Below are 21,464 nucleotides of genomic sequence, written 5' to 3'. Positions count from 1 at the left end.
TCCCCAATTTATAAGGAATTACAAAAAAAGAGACCGTCATTTGATAGTCTCTCTTCCACCTCAAGAAATGTTTTGCTGCAGGAACTCACTCTCATCCGACAATTTTCGTACCATGACACGAGAAATCCGTAGATGATCCGTCTCTTCAACAATAAATAAAAACTCATCGTTGTAACTTACTTGCTGATTCTTGCTTGGCGGTATCTCAGTTTTTGAGTAAATCCATCCGCCGATTGTATCATAATCATCCGACTCAATTTCAAGTCCAAAATACTCATTCACTTCATCAATTAGCAGTAATCCATCAATGGAATAGGTGTTTTCATCCTTGATTTCGATTGTAGGACGCTCTTCATCGAACTCATCTTGAATTTCTCCAACAATTTCTTCCATAATGTCTTCCAGTGTCACAAGACCTGATGTTCCACCATACTCATCAATGAGCAGTGCCATCTGGCTTTTTCTTTTTTGCATCATTTTTAACAAATCACTGATAAGAATCGAATCTGGAACCGTCGTTATCGGTCGGATAATTTTCTTGATCCCTTTCAGGTTCGCATCCGGCTTGAGTAAATCCTTGATGTGGACGAAGCCAATAATATTGTCTTTGTCCGGATCACATACCGGGTAGCGCGTACGCATTTCTTTAATGGCAATCGCAAGATTCTCAGAATAGGAAAGTCCGGCATACAAACATTCCATTTCTGTTCTTGGGATCATTATTTCCCTGGCAGTCGTCTCTGCAAATCCAAATATATTATCAACAAGCGTGAGCTCTGTATTATCTATAAGTCCATTTTTGTGACTTTCTTTCATAAGGACACGAATTTCATCCTCCGTATGCGCTGATTCATGTTCAGTTGCAGGCTCGATTCCCGCACGTCGTAACATCCAGTTCGATATACCATTCAATAACCAAATAAACGGATACATCACTTTGTAGAAAAATACCATGGGCCCTGCAGATAGCAGAGTTATTTGTTCAGCTTTACGAATCGCATACGTCTTAGGGAACTGTTCGCCTAATGTAATATGCAATGTGGTCATTAAGGAGAAAGCAATAATGAAGGTAATCGTATGGAACACCGAATCTGGCAAATTCAGAGGAGCGAATAACGGTTCCAGAATTTTGGCGAACGTCGGTTCCCCGACATAACCAAGTCCCAACGAAGTAAGTGTAATCCCGAGCTGACAAGCACCTAAGTAGGCGTCGAGATTATTCATGATTCCTTGTGCAAATTTCGCATTGCGGCGGCCTTCTCCAACAAGCGAATCAATGCGACTACCTCTTACCTTGACCATCGCGAATTCAGCTGCGACAAAAAAACCATTTAATATGACCAGTCCAAACATTAACAGAAAACTGATTAACGTTCCGGGCAAAGGATCTTCCAATACCTTACCTATCCCCTATCAAGCACGATTACCGCACCAAGGAGAATAGGTACACCTCCCTTAATTTTCGATTTGAATTTGATTTATCACTTTTCATTATATAATAATACTGTAATCATTCAAAGGTGCGAATATGACTCCTGAAGCCAAATAGTACGAGCAAATGGGAGTATACGCATTAAAACGATGCCTTAATGAGTCTCTACCCCCTATTTATCCCTTTGAAACGCGAATTTAAGCGATTTTTTTCAGAAAAAACAAAAACAAGCCGATCGCTCGGCTTGTTTGTAATCGGTCATGCATAAAAGGGTACTAACAAAAAATAGGCGGCGACGGCAATAAAACCAAGCGCGATTGACCAAGACCCCAGTCTTTTATTCCCCATAAGAAACGCAATAACACCAAGCACAATACCCGAAACACCTAACAACACAGGCCATACAAAAAGAGAAGCCAAGGCAACGAACAAAGCGACATAGCCTACTGCTTTGTTACGTGTGACAGCCTCTACCAATTCCGCAACTTCTTCATCAGACACATCGGAGTGGGTTTCAAGCCTCTCTGGCTTATTGGCTTTATACTGTTCGGCATAGTTGATTCTTCGGATAGGTGCTGTAATTTCGGCTGCGTATTCTTCCTTATGGTTCAATCCGCTTTCAACGCGGAGCTGATCCTTTTGGAATCGCTCCTTGGTGGCATGATCCAGAGGGACATCGTCTTTATTCATGCTGCCTCCATGTTACGCACCTTAATGATTTTTCTTAGCTTTGAAAGTGTGGCAGCAAGTATTAGCTACTTTGTTTGCTGCATCTTGATGATCCGTATCAAATGATTCCCCTGCAAACTCTTCATTGTAATTGGCGGCAGCGTGCTGATCGACTTCAATCATAATCGTTCCTGCACTACAGTTGTTGCCTTGCGCCCAGTATTCGCAATTGGCAACTGCACATTTTACATCCGGCATAATCATCACCCCTTTAACAATTTGCCCGCTGTTAGGGTGAACTATGCTTATTTTAAGCTGTCAGAAAGCACCAAGAACATCGCTTGAGACCAAAGCAGTGGCAGCGCTGGTTCTCCCCATTTGGCAATCCATTCCGGGTGAGATGAGGGATCTCTAAGACTTTCAGCCACTTGTTCCGGCAATCGACCCAGCTTATCGGCTTTACTCATGACCCACTCTAAGCATCGCTGAGCCTCTTCACGATTACCAAGCTCTGCCTGGTACCATCCATACCATGCGGTTAGTAGCAGCCATTCTCCGCCCCCATAGTAGCGATCTTCGTCATATCTTTGGATGCCTCCATGCTTTAGATCGGCTTCAATCGCTTGTACCGTCTTCAACATAATAGGATCATTAACCTCACAGACGCCGAACGGGACAGCAAGCCACAACAAACTTGCATCCACACCATTCAAAGCAGGCTGCCATACTTCTCCCAAGCAATGAATGGATTTAACGAAACGCCCCTCATAGACTGTGTGATCCATGATAAACTTTTTAATTAACGCCGCTTTCTCCAGTAATGGAGCACGATTCTCTAGTTCACCAAGCGCCTTTAAACCGCCATAAACACAAGCTAATGTTGCCGGGTGAACATAATCAGGAAATTCTTCCCAACAATCAAAATTCGGAAAATGCCAGAACGTCATCAAATAATCAACTGAAATCTCAATACTCTCCCGCAATTCATTCAATAGTTCGGAATGACCCGTTATACGGATATGCTCCGTAAGACCCCAAAGCCACGCTCCGTAACCATCCAGTTGAAAATGTCCCCACTCAGATAAATCATCACGACCATCTAAATGATAACGTGTCCCAAAAAATTCAGAGCGGTCTATCCATTCTTTGGCTTCCTGTTTACGAATTAACGCATCCACACGCGGACGCTTGTCCTTCAAAACGTGATGTACCCAACGATAGAAAAGCTCAGCACTTTCGGTTTCCATCGAGCGATCCATCGCATTCGCGATAAAAGTTCCATCTCTGAGCCAACTGTAAGAGTAAGGTGGAAATAACGGTGAAGCTACGTAACCCCCGCTAGGATGCTGGTTCAGCTTAATTATCGAGATACTGCTGTTGATTAATTGCTCACGCTCCATGCACCAAGTCTCCTTTTAAAAGAAAAAGGATGCGCTTTTAGTCGCATCCCTTCTTGTATTTTGCCAATTCGATTAAAATTATACCTTTTCGCCTTGCATACGACGTTGAGTGATGTAGTCTGTTTCATAGTAAGACAGATCTTCACGAAGTTCTTCGAATACTTTGGACAGCTCAATCGTCAAATCACGCACTTCGCGTGAAGGCTTTTTGCGGAAACGAATAGCATCTTGTCCTGTATAAGCGTAACGACCATCTTCGGAATAGCATTCATTTTTAGGGTAGAAAAATGTATTGACGCATGTATGATAAACCTCATACAGTACTTTTTCCGAAAAATCCACATTAAAAGTAGGACGTCTCAAGCTAACGCCCAATTTCTCATAAGCCACTTCACAAAATACGAGTAGATGGCGAGTATCCTGCAAATAACCGCGGTAAAACTCATCCATAGCAGGATCATTCTCCACATTTAACTGTGCGAGCGAATTTTGATTCAGAAACAGTTCCATTTTGGCAGTAGTTTCTTTTAACTTCGTACGCGTTGAATCACAAATATTTTTCACATTAAATACAGCCATTTATGAAGACCTCCTATAATTGCGCTATTCCTATCCTACCATAAATTAACCCGAAGTGGTATATGTAAAACTCCAGTTTCCATGTATAAAACAATCCTCCACTCCTCACCCTAGTCAAAGGTAAATATCGTTTCGTCACCAGAAAATAAGTTAGTTAAAAAGGAGGGCCTGAGCATGTGGCGTTATCTATCATCTATGTCTTTAGTTCTTGGTCTAGGCATTATCCTTTTCCCACACCATTCAAATAACGAGAACCAACCTGGACCCGAAGTGTACAGTACCACGTATGAAACAAAATCCAAGTTAGCTCTGTTGGAACAGGACGTGAAACTGACTGATGATCTATGTAGAAGCCAATGTTCCATCGATTACTCGCGAATGCTTAGTCAGATTGAAAACGGAGAGCCCGTGTTAAAAGTACTTAGCGAAATGAAAACAGAACATGAAAAAATGGATGTGCTTATTTGGTCGAAACAAAGTCAACCACTGGAAAAAGGGATTACAGTAGGTGAAGTGCCAAGTTCTTACAAAGAACAGGCCACCTCTTATTTGAAAGAAGCTAAAGCAGCCGTTGATGAAGGTAAACATTATCAATCACCTAAATTTGGCGCGGCACAGCAAGTTTATTTCGTTCAGGGTACTCCTGCTACTAATAGAGATAGCTCGGTTGTAGGTGTTATTCATCAGGATGTGCTTTATCAAGTAACCGATCACCAATCAAAAAACTTGCGTCTAGAGCCTTATCCTAGCGAAAATCGTTGGAAAGTTGAGTCAGTGGATACGGACACTCTACAAGATAAAGTCGTCGATCATCCAGAGGATAATCAAGGAACAAGCCACTATCATCAAAATGAAGTTGTGGTCCGCTTTAAGCATGATCCTACAGATGCTCAGCTGACACAAATTAAAAACGAAATAAAAGCCATTTCAGCCCAAAAGCTTGGTTATACGTATGTATTTCGCACGCAGGGCATGGAAGCCAAAGCATTAATGGCTTATTTCAAAAAATGGGATGTCGTCTATGTGGAGCCTCATTTCCTCTACTTAACCAATGATTATTATGACGATCAAGAAGAAGCTGCGAATAAAGATGATTCCAGTTCAACAGATACGGGAACTTCGACCTCAACAGATATAACCACTAATTTTATGCCAAATGATAATTTATACAGTAAGTATCAATGGAATCTGCCCCTAATCGAGACCGTTCAGGGCTGGCAATTAACGCGCGGATCAAAAGATGTGATTGTCGCTGTTGTCGACACAGGAGTTGACTTGAAGCATCCTGATCTGAGTAATAAACTTTTACCTGGCTATAATGTTATTAGTGATAATGACAACCCGCAGGATGATGTTGGACATGGTACACATGTCACCGGTGTTATTTCTGCACTAGTTAACAACAATCTGGGTGTTGCAGGTATGACATGGTATAACAAAGTATTACCGGTCAAAGTTTTAGACCAAACAGGGGCAGGTAGTACCTATTCTGTCGCTCAAGGTATCATATGGGCTGCCGATCATGGCGCTAAAGTTATGAATCTCAGCCTTGGTAATTACGCGGATTCGAGCTTTCTGCACGATGCTATCCGATATGCCTACAATAAAGATGTGGCACTCATCGCGGCGAGCGGTAATGACAATACAGAAAGACCTGGATATCCAGCCGCTTATCCGGAGGTGTTAGCTGTAGCCGCGAGTGATTCTCAAAATAACAAGGCACCCTTTTCGAATTATGGCGACTATATTGCCGTGACGGCTCCTGGTGTCAGTATCGCAAGTACGTATCCTAACAACCAATATGCCGCGTTATCGGGTACATCAATGGCTAGCCCTCATGTCACTGCTTTGGCAGCCTTGGTTCGTTCTACGAATCCTAGTTTGAAAAACACCGAGGTTTACGAAATCATCAGACAAACGGCACAAGACCTTGGTACAAAAGGTAAAGACAAATATTTCGGCTTCGGATTAATAGATGTCGTGAAAGCTGTCAAAATGGCCGAGCAGAGCTCAAATCAGGTTTCTTACTTTCCGCAAAGCTTATCTCGTCAAATGCATCTCATTACGAAAAAGTATGCCTACTAAAGTAAAAGGTTGGTCAGCCTCTGAGCTGATCAACCTTTTTTGGTGAACATCCTCTTATATGATATAAGCGAAGGGTGTTTTATTTCTCTTCTTTTAGAAAAGTAAGACTCGTTCTAAGAAGCCGAATCAATTCCTTCGTGTCCTGCTCACCTAAACGTTCCGCAAGCCCTTTGAAAACATCAAAGAAATGAGCCTCCGTCTCCTTGATTTGCTCCTCACTCTAAAATTAAATAAGGGTCTCTAGTGACTCTTATTACTCTTCATTAGCTACTTTTTGTGGGAATAGAAGCTTCTGAAGACTCTTATTTGCATGAATTTATCCAAAAAGATGATCTCGGTATCAAATAGGAGTCTTTTGGGACTCTTATTCCACCTCATTATCCACTTTTTGTGGAAATAGAAGCTTCTGGAGGCTCTAAATTTTCTTCCAGAAAAATTAAATACCCGCAAGGCCTAAGCCTTGCGGGTAACCGACAGTATGGAAAGTTTGCCGTAAGCCGGGTTCTGTACTTCCAGTGGTCATAGCGGGCGTCTGTCCCCTGCCACCATTGAAGTGACAATCATCTATCTAGGCCATACATTGCTGCACAGCTCAAGCGACCAACCCGAACGCGTCTCAGGCTAAGACTGCCACCTCGAAAGCGGCTTGCGTTCCTCTAGGTCTTGCTCCAAGTGGGGTTTACCAGGATCTATGTCACCATAGAACCTCGTGGTCTCTTACACCACGGTTCCACCCTTGCCTGTGAATCCCTTGCGGGAAACCATCGGCGGTCCATTTCTGTGGCCCTATCCTTCAACTCGCGTTGACTGGACGTTATCCAGCACCCTGCCTTATGGAGCCCGGACTTTCCTCTCGCTGTGGCTTACCCACAGCCAGCGATTGTCTGTCAAACTTTCCGATGCATTTGCTAGTATACTAGGAATGCCTTCGAAATACAACTGCTGTTCGTTTCCTCAAATACCAATTGCATCTAAGACCCTCATCCTAAAGGAACTGGAATGGTTCTGTATCCACCTCGGATGCCAGCACCTGTGTGTCCGTCTTGACCAACTGCGCGGCGAGATAATCGGCCACGCCGCGCTTCATGATCTTCTCGACGTTATGTCCAACGTCGATCAAAGTCAAACCCGCCGCAAGCGCATCGTGCGCGGTGTGATAGTCGATGTCGCCGGTGACCAGCACATCGGCGCCGGCGAACAAGGCGTGCCGCATGTAGCGGCCGCCAGAGCCCCCCAGAACGGCCACCTTACGGATGGGCCGTTCCAAATCGCCAACGACGCGCACCGCCGGCACGTCGAACACCTGCTTCGCGAGCTCCGTCAGCTCGCGAAGCGTCGTGGCCGCGGGCAGCTTGCCCACGCGGCCCAGACCGAACACTCTACCCTTGAGGTCCATCGGGTAGAGGTCATAGGCCACCTCCTCGTAGGGGTGGGCCTTCAATAAAGCCTGAACCGCCTTGCGCTGGACGCTGGCGGTTACGATGGTCTCTACGCGTACTTCCTGTACGCGTTCAAGCTTGCCTACTTCCCCGATAAACGGGTGCGTCCCTTCCTGCGGCAGGAACGTCCCCGTTCCGCGGATGTTGAAGCTGCAGTGGCTGTACTGCCCGATTCCACCTGCTCCCGCGGTGAAAAGGGCATCCAGCACAGCCTGATGATGCGTCTCAGGGACGAAAACAACCAGCTTCTGCAGCTTCTCCGTGTGCACATCCTCCAGATGGGTAAGCTCCGTCAAACCGAGCTTATCCGCCATCATATCGTTCACGCCACCCTCAGCCACATCCAAATTCGTATGCGCGATATACACTGCGATGTCGTGCTTAATTAATTTTTCATATAAACGACCAGCAGGCGTATCCGTTTGCAGATGAGCGAGCGGTCTGAAAATAATTGCATGATGAGCAATGATGAGATTAGCACCTTGTTGAATTGCTTCTTCAACTACTTCATCGGTGACATCCAAGGCTACGAGAACCTTCTGGATTTCTTTCTGTAAAGACCCTAGCTGTAAACCTATTTTATCATCAGGCATCGCATAATGCTTCGGTGCCAGCTGTTCAAACAGCTGGATTACGGTTTGACCTTTTGCAAACAAGCGAGTACCTCCTTTATCTCCTTCATTTCTTGACCGACCTGCTCAGCCTTCGCTACTGATGCTTCTGCTGAAGACAGCTGGAGCTGCCCTTCAATCATGGCCAGCTTTTTCAGCTCGCTTTCCCATTTGGTAAACCATACTTCTGAAGCTTCACTGATGAAGTATGGCCCCATTTGAAGCAAGCGTTCCTTCGAAACCCTAACCCCACCTGGCAGTTCACGCTCAGCGTAAAGAACCTCCAAAGTAAGTTTTTCCTCATCCGGTACAGCTATGGCTGTCAATATCTCATAAATCTTGCCGTCTTCCTCTAGAATCGTTTCGGATTCTAGCTTCCAGCCCTGCTGCAGCAACCAACGACGCACATGATCTTCACCAACATTGGGCTGCAAAATCAGATGAGTGACGCCTTGCAGCTTATGCTTTCCAGCTTCCAAAATACTCGCCATCAAACTTCCGCCCATTCCGGCGATCGTAATGACATTCACTTCTCCAGCCTCAATAACGGCGAGTCCATCACCGGATCTTACACTGATTTTCTTGGACAATCCGCTTTCAAGAACCTGCCGTGTTGCCGCTTCAAAAGGCCCTAGATTCACCTCGCCAGCCACAGCAAACAAAATAATACCCTGTTGTGCCAAATAAGTTGGCAATAGGGCATGATCGGAACCAATGTCCGCTACCTTTGATCCTAAAGGAACTCTGTCTGCAATCATTTGCAATCTTTTCGATAATTTCACCATATGTTACATTACCCACTCTACCCATTTTTTACGCAGCAAAAACAATGCCACGCCTGCAGAAACTAATTTGCCTGTAAACGATAATTGAATGAAACGAGAGCTCATATCCACATCTGTCAGAAACGTCATCGCTTCAGGAGCAAACCAAACGATACTCCCGACTAAGAGAAGCGCACTAGCTGCTTGCTTATTCGTATGATGCGCAAGCCAAGCCATCCATATAAGTACAATACTAACCGGAATCCAACTAATTTCAAGTGAGAACCACCCAGGGCTATCCAGCTTGTGCAGCAATAGCCACCCATATGTGCCGACTAGCCCCAGCCACCCACATATTTGGAAAATGGCCATACGGCCAACTAACCCATTAAACAGCCAGACACTGCTACAAAAGGCTAAATATCCAACATATGCATTAGCAGAACTCACAGCGTATAAATCTAATAAATACAAACCGACAAAAAGCAAAGCAATCGAAGAAACACCACAGAGCAAATAAGAAATAACAGGTGCTTTCTGATAATGCCGATATGCAAATCCATAACAAATGATGACAAAAAGCGTGGAAATTCCAATTTGCATTGGCAATCCAAAAGAGTTAAAATTAAGAGCAGATAAGGCCAGAGCGGCAATCACCGCCATGATGGCCAACCATATTTTCCAATTACTGTTTGCTACCGAGGATGCGGATACCCCCATTAATGAAGCAGGTTTAGGCGTTGATTCATCCACATACAAATTCATTAGGAAATCACAATAATGCTCAGGAAGCAATTTGCTTCTGCGCCAATGATGGATTTCCCTTACAATCACTTTTCGTTTCTCTGCATCCATTTATTCGCTCACCTTCCTAGCTACTTTATCGGTGAATTCATCCTCTGGCTTTAGTAGTAGTTTTTATACTAAAAAAGACCCCGCCGAATTTGGCAGGGCCCTCTCACAGCGTCTTTATTCCAAGAAATCCTTTAATCGTTTGCTGCGGCTAGGATGTCTCAACTTCCGCAAAGCTTTAGCTTCGATCTGACGAATCCGTTCACGTGTAACACCGAATACTTTACCTACTTCTTCAAGCGTACGTGTACGTCCATCATCTAAACCAAAACGTAAGCGAAGTACATTCTCTTCTCTTTCCGTCAACGTATCTAGAACGTCCTCAAGCTGTTCCTTCAGAAGCTCATACGCGGCAGCATCAGCTGGAGCCAACGCTTCTTGATCCTCAATGAAATCTCCCAAGTGGGAATCGTCTTCCTCACCAATCGGTGTTTCTAACGACACAGGCTCTTGTGCAATCTTCATGATTTCACGAACTTTATCTGTGCTCAAATCCATCTCTTTGGCAATTTCTTCCGGAGTAGGTTCACGCCCCAATTCTTGCAGCAATTGACGGGAAACACGGATAAGTTTATTAATCGTTTCGACCATATGTACCGGAATACGTATCGTTCTCGCTTGGTCAGCAATGGCACGGGTAATCGCCTGACGAATCCACCAAGTCGCATACGTACTAAACTTATATCCTTTGGTATGGTCAAACTTTTCCACAGCTTTAATAAGCCCCATATTACCTTCTTGAATCAAATCTAGGAACAGCATGCCTCGACCTACATATCTTTTGGCGATACTGACAACGAGTCTCAGGTTAGCTTCTGCTAAACGTCTCTTTGCTTCTTCGTCCCCATTTTCAATCCGTTTGGCTAACCCTACTTCATCTTCCGCAGAAAGAAGCGGTACTCGACCAATTTCTTTCAAATACATCCGAACTGGATCATTAATCTTAATCCCTGGCGGTAAGGCCAGATCATCATCGAAGTTAAATTCATCGCGCTCATTTTCTTCTGGATTCATGGAATCCTCATCGGATTCGTTCCCTACGTCGATACCCTGCTCCGAAAGCTGTTCGAAAAACTCATCGATTTGTTCAGGATCCTGATCAAAGGGAGCTAATTTCTCCATAATATCCTTGTAAGTTAGTGAGGACCGCTTTTTCCCCTGCTCAATAAGCTGGTCTTTCACCTGGTCCAGGGTCAATTCTGTCTCTAGTTCTGTACGCTGATCATTCGCCATGGTACGGACTCCCTCCTCCCTAGTCATTGCAGTAATTCTAAGTTGACTTCAATCGTTTTTCTAGGGCAATAATTTCAATAGCAATTTGTGCAGCTCTAAGATGGTCGCCCGCGCGTTCAGCGCGAACTCGTTCTTCTTTCTTACGTTCAACTTCTTCTTGCATTGGAACTTTGCGAATTTGGCGAATATAGTCGTCAATCACTTGTTCGTTAATTCCATGACCAGCACCCATCATGACAATGGAACTAGCCAAGCTCTCCAGCTGTTCGTCTTGCAGCATGGCAATGTATCGGCTTGCATCCGGCTCAGCATTCTGAGCGTAGTAAGCATATAAATAAGCAGCTAAGACTGCGTGAGCTTCAACATTGAATTGATCACCTAATTGTGCTTCCACTTGTGAGCAGACCTCACGGTCATGCATCATTACCGCCAATATTAACCGTTCTGCATTATGATAAGCGGGCAAAAGCGAAGGTGATTTTTTGGGTGTTCGTTCCACTGTTCTCCCATTATTCATAACATTATTCCACAGAATTGGTTTATTATCCCCCTCTGGTCGGTTTTTTTCCGATTGCAGCAAGATTTCGTGAAGGTCTAACTTCATCGCCTCATACGAAGATTCCGGGAATTCAGAAGCCAACTGTTTCAAATAATGTTCACGTTCCATCGGAGATTGAAGATGACTGATTAATTTCACAGCAGATTGCAGATAACGAAGTCTGTCACCGTCCTCGTGCAACTTAAAATTTTTACGGATGTACAATAGCTTATATTTCATCGATGGTACGGCTGGCTCAATAATCTCCCGTACGAATCGGTCAAAACCATAGTTTCTTACATAATCATCTGGATCCTTGCCATCTGGCAGCATGGCTACCGTGACTCGGCTGCCTGTCTCTTCTAGAATAGGGATGCTTTTGAATGCAGCTGATTGTCCCGCGTTATCCCCGTCATAACAAACGACGATTTGGTCAGCGTTTCGGTTCAACAGAGCGGCATGTTCCTTCGTTAATGCTGTCCCCATCGTAGCGACACCATTACTAATTCCCGCTTCCCATGCTTTTATGACATCCACATAGCCTTCAAAGAGAACTGCTTGTTGAAGCTTACGCATATTGGGTCTAGCCAGATGTAGGTTATACATTGTCCGACTTTTATTAAAAAGAATGGACTCCGGACTATTTAAATATTTGGGCTGCGCATCGCCCATCGATCTGCCTCCGAATGCGATAACTTTGCCAGTAGAGTCGCAAATAGGGAACATGATGCGCTCCCGGAATTTATCCACATAGCCGTTACCTTCATGTTTGGCAGAGATTAAACCGCCCTTCTCCATCAGGGCTAAGTCGAACTCTCGTTTATCTAGCTGTTGAACGAGTGTGTCCCACATGGCCGGTGCATAACCAATTTGGAAAGTATCGATCAGCTTATCCGATATTCCTCTTGAGGCCAAATAACCTTTAGCCACTTTGCCTTGTTCCGTGTTGCCAAGAATATAATGATACAATTTTGCGGTAAAATCATAAGCTTTTAATAATGTTGCTTTCTCTTGCTGCTGCTCATTTTGCTCCTCTGTCGCTTCTTCCCAAGTGATTGGGATATCCGCTTCTTCAGCCAGCTTGCTAACGGCCTCGGAGAAACTAAGTCCTTCGATTTCCATTACGAATCGAATCAAATTCCCACCCACATTACAACCAAAACAACGATAAATTTGTTTTTCTGGTGTGACAGTGAAAGAAGGACTTTTCTCAGAGTGGAACGGGCATAGCCCCTTCATATAATGCCCTTGCTTGCTCAAATGTACGTGCCTACCAATGACATCAACAATGTCATGGCGCTTAAGTACAGCCTCAATGACCTCTTCAGGTATGCGTCCGTACCTCATTTTTGTTCCACCTACAATTCAGGTCGCTTTTCCGACTAATTACTATTCGCTACTTGTTTTCGATTTCCTGCAAATATTTTAAAAGTTTTGTCAAACCATGTAGAAAATTTTGACGATCTGCCTCCGTAAAAGGTTTTGGCCCCTTCGAATGCTTTCCGCTTCTGCGCATTTTCGCCGATGCGTGGCGACGATCCAATAAGAAATCAATCGAACTATCGGTATATTCCTGCCCTCGATTCGTTAAGCAAATAGATCCCTTAGCCAATCCTAAGGCGGCGAGTCCAAAATCTTGTGTCACCAAAATATCACCTTGCTGAATCTGATTGGCAATATATAAATCGACAGATTGATCGGAACGGTCCACTTGAACGACCTTCACGCCAGGGTTCTCCTTCATCCGATGATCGAAAGAAGCAACTAGCACAACTTGTACACCAAACTGCCTACCTGCTTGCTCAATCTCGGATTTTACTGGACAAGCATCAGCATCAACGATAATACTTCTCGCTCGCATACAGTTCAGCCCCTGCCCTCTAGACGAAATCTCACCGTACTATTATATACGATGGACTTACAAAAAATCCTGCAAGGGAAAACATAAAACCTTACTGGACTCGTTCGATATGGTCCATGATTAAACTTGCTGTCTCCTCAACGGCACGGTTGGAAACATCAAAGATGACGCAACCAATTTTGCTCATAATTTTGTCAGCAAAAGCTAGTTCTATTTTAATACGTTCTACATTGGCGTAGGTTGCATTTTCTGCAAGCCCTAATGTTCGCAGCCGTTCTTGGCGTATGACATTCAATTTATCCGGGTCAATCCGCAGTCCAATGATCTTATCCTTTGGAACCGTATAAATCGCAGCAGGAGGCTGCATTTCAGGTACCAATGGAACATTAGCGACTTTAAATCTTTTGTGCGCCAAGTACATAGATAAGGGTGTTTTGGACGTACGAGAAACACCCAATAAGATAATGTCTGCTTTTTGTATGCCGCTAAAATCTCGACCGTCATCATATTTGACCGCGAATTCAACCGCTTCAACTTTTTTGAAATAATCTTCATCGAGCGGGTGAATCATTCCCGGTTGTCTGCGAGGCTCTTGGTGTAGCGCTTGCCCTAAGGTAGCAACAATCGGCCCAAGCAAGTCAATATGCGGGATATCGTACTCCTTCGCTTTGGCAATCAGATCGTCTCGCAATTCAGGAATAACTAAGGTAAACACGACAATTCCGCCATGTATTCTAATCGCATTGATGACTTTATCTATTCCTTCAAAATCATGGATAAATGGAGCTCTCATAATTTCAACGGGTACAGGATGAAACTGCATCGCAGCAGCACGCACGACAGATTCTCCCGTTTCCCCAACTGAATCCGAAACAACATATACGCGAGTAGGTAGTGGGTGGTCCATTTCCCTAAGCCCCTTTCAGCAGGGACGAGGCCCTACATTAGTCATTTGTATGTAAAGTAGACGCAAACAGAACGAAAGCATGAGAAAAACCTCACCGATATGCGGACAGCACAAGGGCGAGGTGATTTCCACCACATCATATCAAAGCCGAATTCACATGTCAAATTAGATATCAACACTAGATATTATATTTTTCCATTTGCTCGATAAAGCCTCTGGATTTCCACTGAACACCAATATGGATATCCATATAAGCTCGCATACAGGTCTTCAACTGTGCTTTCGTTTCTTCCTTTACCTGCACGGCACCAAGTCTGCGCATATCCATGCGAGGAAATATTTTCAGAAGCTTAAGCGCTCCTTCACCGATAGGAATAGCCGCAGCATCTTTGTATCGACAGCGAGCACATAAAGTCCCGCCCATTGCAGGACTAAAGGTTGTAATCCCCGATGTTTCTCCACAGGAGACACAAGCATTTGTCACAGGGAGATAACCGGCTATATCAAACATCTTCATTTCATAGAGGTGAACGACGATCTGCATGTCCTTGCCCTCTTCAATAGCCATTAGTCCAGCTTTCAGCTGCTCAAATATATAAGTGCTGCCCTCTTCATCTCCAAGCATTCGGTCTGTCATCTCCACCAAGTAGGAAGCATGTGCAGACATATGTAAATCTTCTCGTAAAGCATGATGGGCTTCGATAATCTCAGCACTATTCAGAGATCCCATCTGACCCCTTTGTTTGAAAAAAACAAAATCGCCGTACGTAAAAAGCTGCGTAACGGCGGCATGTCGACTTTTCACTTTCTTAGCACCCCGAGCCATGACACCAACCTTACCCAGCTCGGGAGTGAATAGACTAATGATCTTGTTTCCCTCTCCATAGTCCATACTACGGAGTACAATCCCCTGTACGCTGCGCAGCAAATGACTTCCCCCATGAATGCCGCTCTGAACTTACGAGCTAATGAATATGAGTTTACATATTCAGACCTTCGAGCGGCTCTTCGTTACTTTGATCCTCTTCCTGTACATCGGTGTCCATACCCGGTTCTCCGGAAACTTGTTTGTACAGCAGATAGGCATCTACATCACCGGTCTTTGAAAAATACGTCCACGAAAAATCTTTCATGTTCAGCATCCTCCCCATTGAACGTGATGTTCTTAGGATGCGCAGAGGAAGCTTCTCTATGCGAGAAAAAACTGGAACTGTTAGGAAAAAAACTATTAGTCGTGGCGGAAGCCAAGATCACGCAGAACTCTGTCTTGATTTCTCCAGTCTTTTTTCACTTTAACCCACAGTTCCAAGAAAGTTTTGGAACCAAGCAGCGTCTCGATATCACGGCGAGCCTGCCGTCCAATTTCTTTGAGTAAACTTCCTTGTTTGCCGATGACGATACCTTTTTGCGAATCTCGTTCAACAAATATGACCGCAGAAATATGGACTACACCATTAGGCTCGACACGCATGTCTTCAATTTGGACAGCAATGGAATGCGGAATTTCTTCACGCGTCAAATGCAATATTTTCTCACGAACGAGTTCAGCACATACGAATTGTTCCGGGTGATCCGTTATTTGGTCGGCTGGGTAGTATTGCGGACCTTCTGGCAAATAACGAACAATTTGTTCCAACAGTGTTGTTACATTGTTGCCCTTGAGAGCAGAAACTGGTACGATTTCAGCAAAATTATACAAATCTTTGTAATTTGTAATAATCGCCAGCAGCGCCTCAGGTTGAACAAGGTCAATTTTGTTTAGCACCAGAATGACTGGCGTTTCAACATGCTTTAGCTGCTCGATAATATAACGGTCACCGCCGCCAATCCCTTCGGCAACATCAACCAAAAACAACACCGCATCTACTTCTCCGAGCGTCCCATGCGCCACTTTACTCATGTAATCGCCTAATTTGGAAGTCGGTTTATGAATACCTGGCGTATCCAGGAAAACAATTTGGCCGTTATTGGATGTATAAACCCCATGAATTTTATTTCTTGTTGTCTGAGGCTTATCTGACATGATAGCAATTTTTTGCCCGATAATTTGATTCATCAGCGTTGATTTCCCAACGTTCGGGCGTCCGATGATAGCGACAAAGCCTGATTTAAATTCTTTTTTAGCCACTTCTAGTTATCCTCCATTTATATGCAAATCTTTCGTTGTGAAAGCACCCGGCAATAAGGCCGACACGGTAGTTTCTGCAAAATCACCTTTCATATTACCAAGGTAAACTGGCATATCCGGTTCACATAGCTCCACCAATACCTGGCGGCACACACCACATGGGGAAATAGGACCTTCTGTGTCCCCCATCACCGCTATAGCTTGAAAGGAACCTGCCTTATGACCATCTGCGATCGCACGGAACAACGCAGTTCGCTCAGCGCAGTTGGTCGGTCCGTATGCAGCATTTTCTACGTTACAGCCATAGTGCACATGACCGTTTGCGTCAAGAAGCGCCGCACCAACTTGAAAATTCGAATAAGGTGTATAGGCTCTTTTCATCGCTTCTTTCGCGTGTTCAATGAGTTCTTGTTTATTCATTGCCATCAACCTACTTTCATTTTATATTAACGTTATAGCATGTTAAGGCAGGAAAAAGCGAGGATTGTGACCATGATGCCAATGAGTGCTCCTAGAATTAGTGCTGGAAATGGTCTCTTCCTTTTGTCATATAACATAATAAAAATAAGTACAGAGAGCGTATATGCAAGCAATGCAACTATCGTTTGCGAGACGAAAATCGTAATAACTGTAGCAATTGCGAAGGCAACAGCTGTCAACAAGCTAGGTCGTACCAGTTTCCCTTTATCTGAGAAGCGTGTCTCAATTACAATAACCGTCAAGACAACAAGGGCAATAAGGACCCATATCGTTCCCGCGGATACCGGAGTATCCTGCATTCTTGAATTTCGCAGCAAGTGATCGATAGGCTCATAGAATACAATCATGCCTACAATCACGGCAAAACCTGCGGACACCAATACGGACGCCGCGGCGACGTCCTTCGCAATTTTGGCTAACGGATGGCGATCTGGCATAGCCAGATCCACGGTTTTCTCCACAGCCGTATTGATGAGCTCAGTAACAATCATTAGCGTTACCGCTAGCAGAATAAACAGAATGTCGGTTTTGGGAAGATGGATTAAAAGCGCTGCCAACAAAACAAGAAAAGCAACGCAAAAATGGAATTTCATATTGCGCTGCGTATCTAAGGCATATTTGATTCCTTCATAGGCATACCTGAAGCTCCTGCGCCATTTACGGAAGCCGTCCGACATTAGCGGGTCAAACCTGCCTTCTGCAAAATATCCTCCTGCTTAGCAAACATAATCTTCTCTTCCTCTTCACTTTGGTGATCATAGCCGATCAAGTGTAGGAACCCATGAATGAATAGAAATCCGAGCTCACGCTCAACGGAATGTCCATAATCTTCAGCCTGAGCGATGGCACGGGGAACCGAAATGATAATATCGCCTAAAGGCTCAATGAACCCTTCAGACACCGTCTCACCGTCTTGAAGATCATCTAGGTCGGCTTCACCATCATCCTCGTAGTTGATACGAATTTCATCATCTCCGAACTCGCTCATTGCAAACGAGAGGACATCGGTCGGTTTATCTAAGTCACGGTACTGTTTATTAAGCTCTTGAATCGCTTCATCATCTACGAATGTAAGGGCAACTTCCCCCTCTTTAACACCTTCAAGCTCGCCTGCTAAGCGCAGCAGCTCTTCAAGCTTTTCAATAAAAGCAGTCGTAATTTCTTTCACTTCTTGCTCACTGCTCCACTCTAACGTTAAATCCATACTTGCCATTATGTACCCTCCTTTAATTTGTCGTCGATATCATCAAGCCCCTGACTTCTTTGGAGCTAGCTCACTTGGATACTCGATCCTTGAGTGAAAGATCCCTAACAAGGTTTCGTTTAATGTTTTGGCAATCTTATCGAGTTCTTTGAGCGTGAGATCGCACTCATTAAATTGTCCATCGTCCAAACGGGACTTAATAATTTTGTGCACCATTGAATCGATTTGTTCAAGCGTAGGATTACGCAGTGATCGAACAGCAGCCTCCACGCTATCCGCTATACCCACAATTGCTGCTTCTTTGGATTGCGCTTTGGGCCCTGGGTAACGAAAATCCTCTTCGCGGATTTCTTTCTCACTGCCCTCTTCTTCGGCTTGTTTCATCGCTTTATGATAGAAAAAGTGCAGCAGCGTCGTCCCATGATGCTGTTCAGCAATGTCTCTGATCGGCTTAGGCATTTTGAAATCTTTCAACATTTCAACGCCATCACGAGGATGCGCTATGATGATGGACTTACTTAAATTCGGATCAATTCGATCATGCGGATTCTCAATATTGGTTTGATTTTCAATAAAGTAGCTTGGGCGCTTTGTCTTGCCAATATCATGATAATAAGAACCAACTCGGCACAGCAGCCCGTCAGCTCCGATGGATTCAGCTGCAGCCTCCGACAAATTCCCCACCATTACACTGTGATGATAAGTCCCCGGTGTCTCCGTAAGCAGCTTGCGCAGTAACGAATGATTCGGATTTGAGAGCTCCACCAGTTTGAGCGGTGATAAAATACCGAATGCGACTTCGAAAAAGGGCAGCAGCCCAATAACGAACACAACCGTTAATAAACCGCCAGCAGCTGCGAAAGAAAGCGACATAAGGGCTTCTTTCTTCTGAAAATGATCTTCCATCAACAGCATCGATGTAATTGTTAACATGGAGAAGAAAGCAATCATAAGACCAGCTTTCAGGATGGTGGCCCGTTGGCTTGCCCTTTGAATCGTAAACACTGCACTAAAACAAATAGCCAAGCTAACTAATCCGAAACGGTAGTCAAAAAGCAACACGTGCTCCGTGTTAAAGATAATACTAGCCATTAAGGAGAATAAGACCGATGCAATGAACGCTAGCGGAGCATCCAGTAAAATGGCAATCAGGATACTTCCTAACGCGGTCGGAGCCAGATAACCAATATAAGGATAATCTAGATTTTGCACGAGAGAGATCATTTTCATTCCAATAACATTGATAAGAAAAATAAGAATGAGCATCACGAGCTGAGAATTATTGTATTTGATCGGCAATGTGCTTTGTCGGACAAACATATATATGGCGAATGACAAGAGAGCCGAAAGAATACTGAGCCCTAGTTGCGGCAAATAATTCGCTTTGTCCTTCAAAAGCTCCAGTTTATCTAGTCTAGCGTATATCTCTTCCGTTATGACATCCCCGACTTTAACGAGAACTTCATTTTTATTGATGTATACCGGTTTCACGCTCTCTCTAGCTTGTCCTTTGGCATCCTCGGTGCCCTTTTGATCAAAAAATTTATTCGGCGTTATGAGGGCTCTGGAGATCTCGGTAACCATTTCACGGGAAGTATTCTTCGTTAGGTTCGATGTATTCACAAGCTCAGCAACTTTAGCTCGGGCCGTCTGCGCATCCAAGATTTGATCATTCATCAATTTATTAACGATGTCTTTCGTCACAGGACGCATAGCCGCTAAATCATCCTTGGTCAACCTTGGAAGCTTAAAATAAGTTTCCTCCGGTAGCGGGTAATTCTGTTCGGCAAGCCCCTGCTGGATTTGTTCAAGCAATAAATCGTTATATTGACCGCTGATACGAAGTGACTTGATAGATTGATTTTGCGTATCGCTGATTAGCTGCGGAATAACCCGGCGATAAATGCTGACTTTGTCATCAAATTTCACTTCTTCATCCGCATTGATTTGCAATAATTTATCATAAATAACATCAATCAGCGTATCATTTTTGAGATTTACAATTCGATAAACGGGTTGGACGCGCTTGGCAGCATCTTCTTTCGCTTGTTCAGTAGCAATTGCATTTTCAATCTGCCTAGGCGCATAAATGGTTTTTTCACTCGTCGTTCCTAACACAATATCATAAACTTGAGGCACAAGCTTGACGTAAAGGGACATATAAAAAATTAACGCCAGCAAGAGAAACAACAGTACCCGTATACCTGTACTGTATTTCCATCCGTTTAGCTGGTAATGAAATTTGCCTTTCATTTGCACTTCATTTTTCTTCACGGAAGGTCATTCCTCTCTACCTAACAACCCTGCTCAGTTACTTATCATTTTCAGCATTGTACGCAACAATGATTTTCTGAACAAGTGAATGTCGAACCACATCCTGCTCATCAAAATAAATAAAACCAAGTTCCTCGATACCACTGAGAATGCGGTTTGCTTCTACGAGACCAGACGATTTGCCACGCGGCAAATCAATTTGCGTAACGTCCCCGGTAATCACCATTTTGGAACCAAAACCAAGTCTTGTCAGAAACATTTTCATTTGTTCAGGCGTTGTATTTTGCGCTTCATCTAGAATGATGAAAGAATCATCTAACGTTCTCCCGCGCATATAAGCCAGTGGTGCAATCTCAATAAGTCCTCGTTCTAATGACTTGGCTACCTGGTCAGGTCCCAGGACATCATTAAGAGCATCATACAATGGGCGTAAATAGGGGTCAACTTTTTCCTGCAAGTCCCCCGGCAGAAAGCCCAGACTTTCCCCAGCCTCGACAGCAGGGCGCGTTAATACAATCCTTTTGACAGCCCCTTCTTTAAGCCTCGTCACGGCAAGCACAACAGCTAAATAGGTTTTACCTGTTCCTGCGGGTCCAATACCGAAGACGATATCTTTCTTCTTAATCGTCTCGACATACTTCCTTTGTCCGATCGTTTTGACACGTATAGGCTTACCCTTATGTGTTGTTGTAATTTCACCTTTGAACAAATCAAGCAATTGGTCGGTTTTCATCTGCTTCGCAAGTTCAACCGCATACAAAACATCTCGCTCTGTCAACGTATAGTTATTACGGATGAGCTGTAGGAGAACCTCAAAAAGCTGCTGAAGTGAGTTCACTTCCGCAGCAGCCCCTTGTATCGTTATTTCGGCTTCACGCGTATAGATTTGTGCAGGAATCTCCCGTTCGATGACATGCAGAAATTTGTCTTGCGGTCCGAACAAGGCTAGTCCTTCAACCGGATTTTTCAATGTAATTTTCACAGATTGCGCGTATTCTACCAACAGGC

General features: G+C 44.2%; 21 protein-coding genes and 1 other RNA gene. 1 reads left to right on the top strand and 21 read right to left on the bottom strand.

The genetic code is table 11. From position 1 onward, the window contains the following. Nucleotides 1–60: 60 nt before the first annotated feature. The 5 genes from GC098_RS33360 to GC098_RS33340 all read right to left on the bottom strand — a co-directional run bounded on the left by GC098_RS33360 (nt 61) and on the right by GC098_RS33340 (nt 4,080). Nucleotides 61–1,353: a hemolysin family protein gene (locus GC098_RS33360; protein ID WP_171649058.1), complete on the bottom strand. Its 1,293-nt coding sequence runs from the start codon at nt 1,351–1,353 to the stop codon at nt 61–63. 337 nt (nt 1,354–1,690) lie between these two features. Further along, nucleotides 1,691–2,122, bottom strand: a complete 432-nt coding sequence (locus tag GC098_RS33355) for a hypothetical protein (protein WP_171648316.1) — start codon at nt 2,120–2,122, stop codon at nt 1,691–1,693. A 21-nt stretch (nt 2,123–2,143) separates the two neighbouring features. After that, entirely contained in the window at nt 2,144–2,359 is a 216-nt protein-coding gene (locus GC098_RS33350) for a DUF1540 domain-containing protein (RefSeq protein WP_171648314.1), read from the bottom strand. 47 nt (nt 2,360–2,406) lie between these two features. Continuing rightward, entirely contained in the window at nt 2,407–3,501 is a 1,095-nt protein-coding gene (locus tag GC098_RS33345; RefSeq protein ID WP_171648312.1) for a glycoside hydrolase family 15 protein, read from the bottom strand. A 78-nt stretch (nt 3,502–3,579) separates the two neighbouring features. Beyond that, complete coding sequence (locus tag GC098_RS33340; RefSeq protein WP_029195899.1) at nt 3,580–4,080, bottom strand: YpuI family protein; 501 nt, start codon at nt 4,078–4,080, stop codon at nt 3,580–3,582. A 174-nt stretch (nt 4,081–4,254) separates the two neighbouring features. Here GC098_RS33340 and GC098_RS33335 point away from each other — a divergent pair, with 174 nt between their 5' ends. Beyond that, the gene (locus GC098_RS33335) at nt 4,255–6,165 is read left to right on the top strand and encodes a S8 family peptidase (RefSeq protein ID WP_171648310.1); all 1,911 of its coding nucleotides are present in this window, start codon (nt 4,255–4,257) and stop codon (nt 6,163–6,165) included. Between the two features lie 478 nt (nt 6,166–6,643). On the opposite strand, the gene rnpB is transcribed toward GC098_RS33335, so the two are convergent. The 16 genes from rnpB to GC098_RS33255 form a co-directional block, all read right to left on the bottom strand. Beyond that, an RNA gene (gene rnpB, locus GC098_RS33330) (RNase P RNA component class A) lies at nt 6,644–7,061 on the bottom strand. Nucleotides 7,062–7,150: 89 nt separating this feature from the next. Beyond that, nucleotides 7,151–8,260 carry a Nif3-like dinuclear metal center hexameric protein gene (locus GC098_RS33325; protein ID WP_171648308.1) on the bottom strand — a complete coding sequence of 370 codons (1,110 nt, stop codon included), beginning with the start codon at nt 8,258–8,260 and terminating at the stop codon, nt 7,151–7,153. Further along, complete coding sequence (locus GC098_RS33320; RefSeq protein ID WP_171648298.1) at nt 8,236–9,000, bottom strand: tRNA (adenine(22)-N(1))-methyltransferase; 765 nt, start codon at nt 8,998–9,000, stop codon at nt 8,236–8,238. The genes GC098_RS33325 and GC098_RS33320 overlap by 25 nt, the downstream gene beginning before the upstream one ends. A gap of 3 nt (nt 9,001–9,003) precedes the next feature. Further along, nucleotides 9,004–9,834, bottom strand: a complete 831-nt coding sequence (locus GC098_RS33315; RefSeq protein ID WP_171648296.1) for a hypothetical protein — start codon at nt 9,832–9,834, stop codon at nt 9,004–9,006. A 114-nt stretch (nt 9,835–9,948) separates the two neighbouring features. Beyond that, the gene (gene rpoD, locus GC098_RS33310) at nt 9,949–11,064 is read right to left on the bottom strand and encodes an RNA polymerase sigma factor RpoD (protein WP_028558036.1); all 1,116 of its coding nucleotides are present in this window, start codon (nt 11,062–11,064) and stop codon (nt 9,949–9,951) included. 37 nt (nt 11,065–11,101) lie between these two features. Beyond that, the gene (gene dnaG / locus GC098_RS33305; protein ID WP_171648294.1) at nt 11,102–12,949 is read right to left on the bottom strand and encodes a DNA primase; all 1,848 of its coding nucleotides are present in this window, start codon (nt 12,947–12,949) and stop codon (nt 11,102–11,104) included. A 49-nt stretch (nt 12,950–12,998) separates the two neighbouring features. Next, the gene (locus tag GC098_RS33300) at nt 12,999–13,463 is read right to left on the bottom strand and encodes a YaiI/YqxD family protein (protein ID WP_057303088.1); all 465 of its coding nucleotides are present in this window, start codon (nt 13,461–13,463) and stop codon (nt 12,999–13,001) included. A 91-nt stretch (nt 13,464–13,554) separates the two neighbouring features. Beyond that, nucleotides 13,555–14,370 carry a pyruvate, water dikinase regulatory protein gene (locus GC098_RS33295; protein ID WP_171648292.1) on the bottom strand — a complete coding sequence of 272 codons (816 nt, stop codon included), beginning with the start codon at nt 14,368–14,370 and terminating at the stop codon, nt 13,555–13,557. Between the two features lie 178 nt (nt 14,371–14,548). Next, nucleotides 14,549–15,298: a DNA repair protein RecO gene (gene recO, locus GC098_RS33290; RefSeq protein ID WP_171648290.1), complete on the bottom strand. Its 750-nt coding sequence runs from the start codon at nt 15,296–15,298 to the stop codon at nt 14,549–14,551. A gap of 52 nt (nt 15,299–15,350) precedes the next feature. Further along, the gene (locus GC098_RS33285) at nt 15,351–15,503 is read right to left on the bottom strand and encodes a YqzL family protein (protein ID WP_082562144.1); all 153 of its coding nucleotides are present in this window, start codon (nt 15,501–15,503) and stop codon (nt 15,351–15,353) included. A 95-nt stretch (nt 15,504–15,598) separates the two neighbouring features. Further along, the gene (era, locus tag GC098_RS33280; RefSeq protein WP_057303091.1) at nt 15,599–16,498 is read right to left on the bottom strand and encodes a GTPase Era; all 900 of its coding nucleotides are present in this window, start codon (nt 16,496–16,498) and stop codon (nt 15,599–15,601) included. A 6-nt stretch (nt 16,499–16,504) separates the two neighbouring features. Then, a complete protein-coding gene (gene cdd, locus GC098_RS33275) occupies nt 16,505–16,918 on the bottom strand; it encodes a cytidine deaminase (RefSeq protein WP_171648288.1) in 414 nt (137 codons plus the stop codon). Between the two features lie 32 nt (nt 16,919–16,950). Beyond that, nucleotides 16,951–17,655: a diacylglycerol kinase gene (locus tag GC098_RS33270; protein ID WP_171648286.1), complete on the bottom strand. Its 705-nt coding sequence runs from the start codon at nt 17,653–17,655 to the stop codon at nt 16,951–16,953. Next, complete coding sequence (gene ybeY / locus GC098_RS33265) at nt 17,655–18,182, bottom strand: rRNA maturation RNase YbeY (protein ID WP_171649056.1); 528 nt, start codon at nt 18,180–18,182, stop codon at nt 17,655–17,657. Before ybeY ends, GC098_RS33270 begins: the two co-directional genes overlap by 1 nt. Nucleotides 18,183–18,224: 42 nt before the next feature. Beyond that, entirely contained in the window at nt 18,225–20,435 is a 2,211-nt protein-coding gene (locus GC098_RS33260) for an HD family phosphohydrolase (RefSeq protein WP_171649054.1), read from the bottom strand. 58 nt (nt 20,436–20,493) lie between these two features. Continuing rightward, the gene (locus GC098_RS33255) at nt 20,494–21,459 is read right to left on the bottom strand and encodes a PhoH family protein (protein WP_171648284.1); all 966 of its coding nucleotides are present in this window, start codon (nt 21,457–21,459) and stop codon (nt 20,494–20,496) included. Nucleotides 21,460–21,464: the final 5 nt, after the last annotated feature.

It is taken from the genome of Paenibacillus phytorum (assembly GCF_013141715.1).
Lineage (GTDB): Bacteria > Bacillota > Bacilli > Paenibacillales > NBRC-103111 > Paenibacillus_E > Paenibacillus_E phytorum.
The sequence above is the reverse complement of the archived record's forward strand: the minus strand, read 5'-3'. Positions and strand labels throughout refer to the sequence as shown.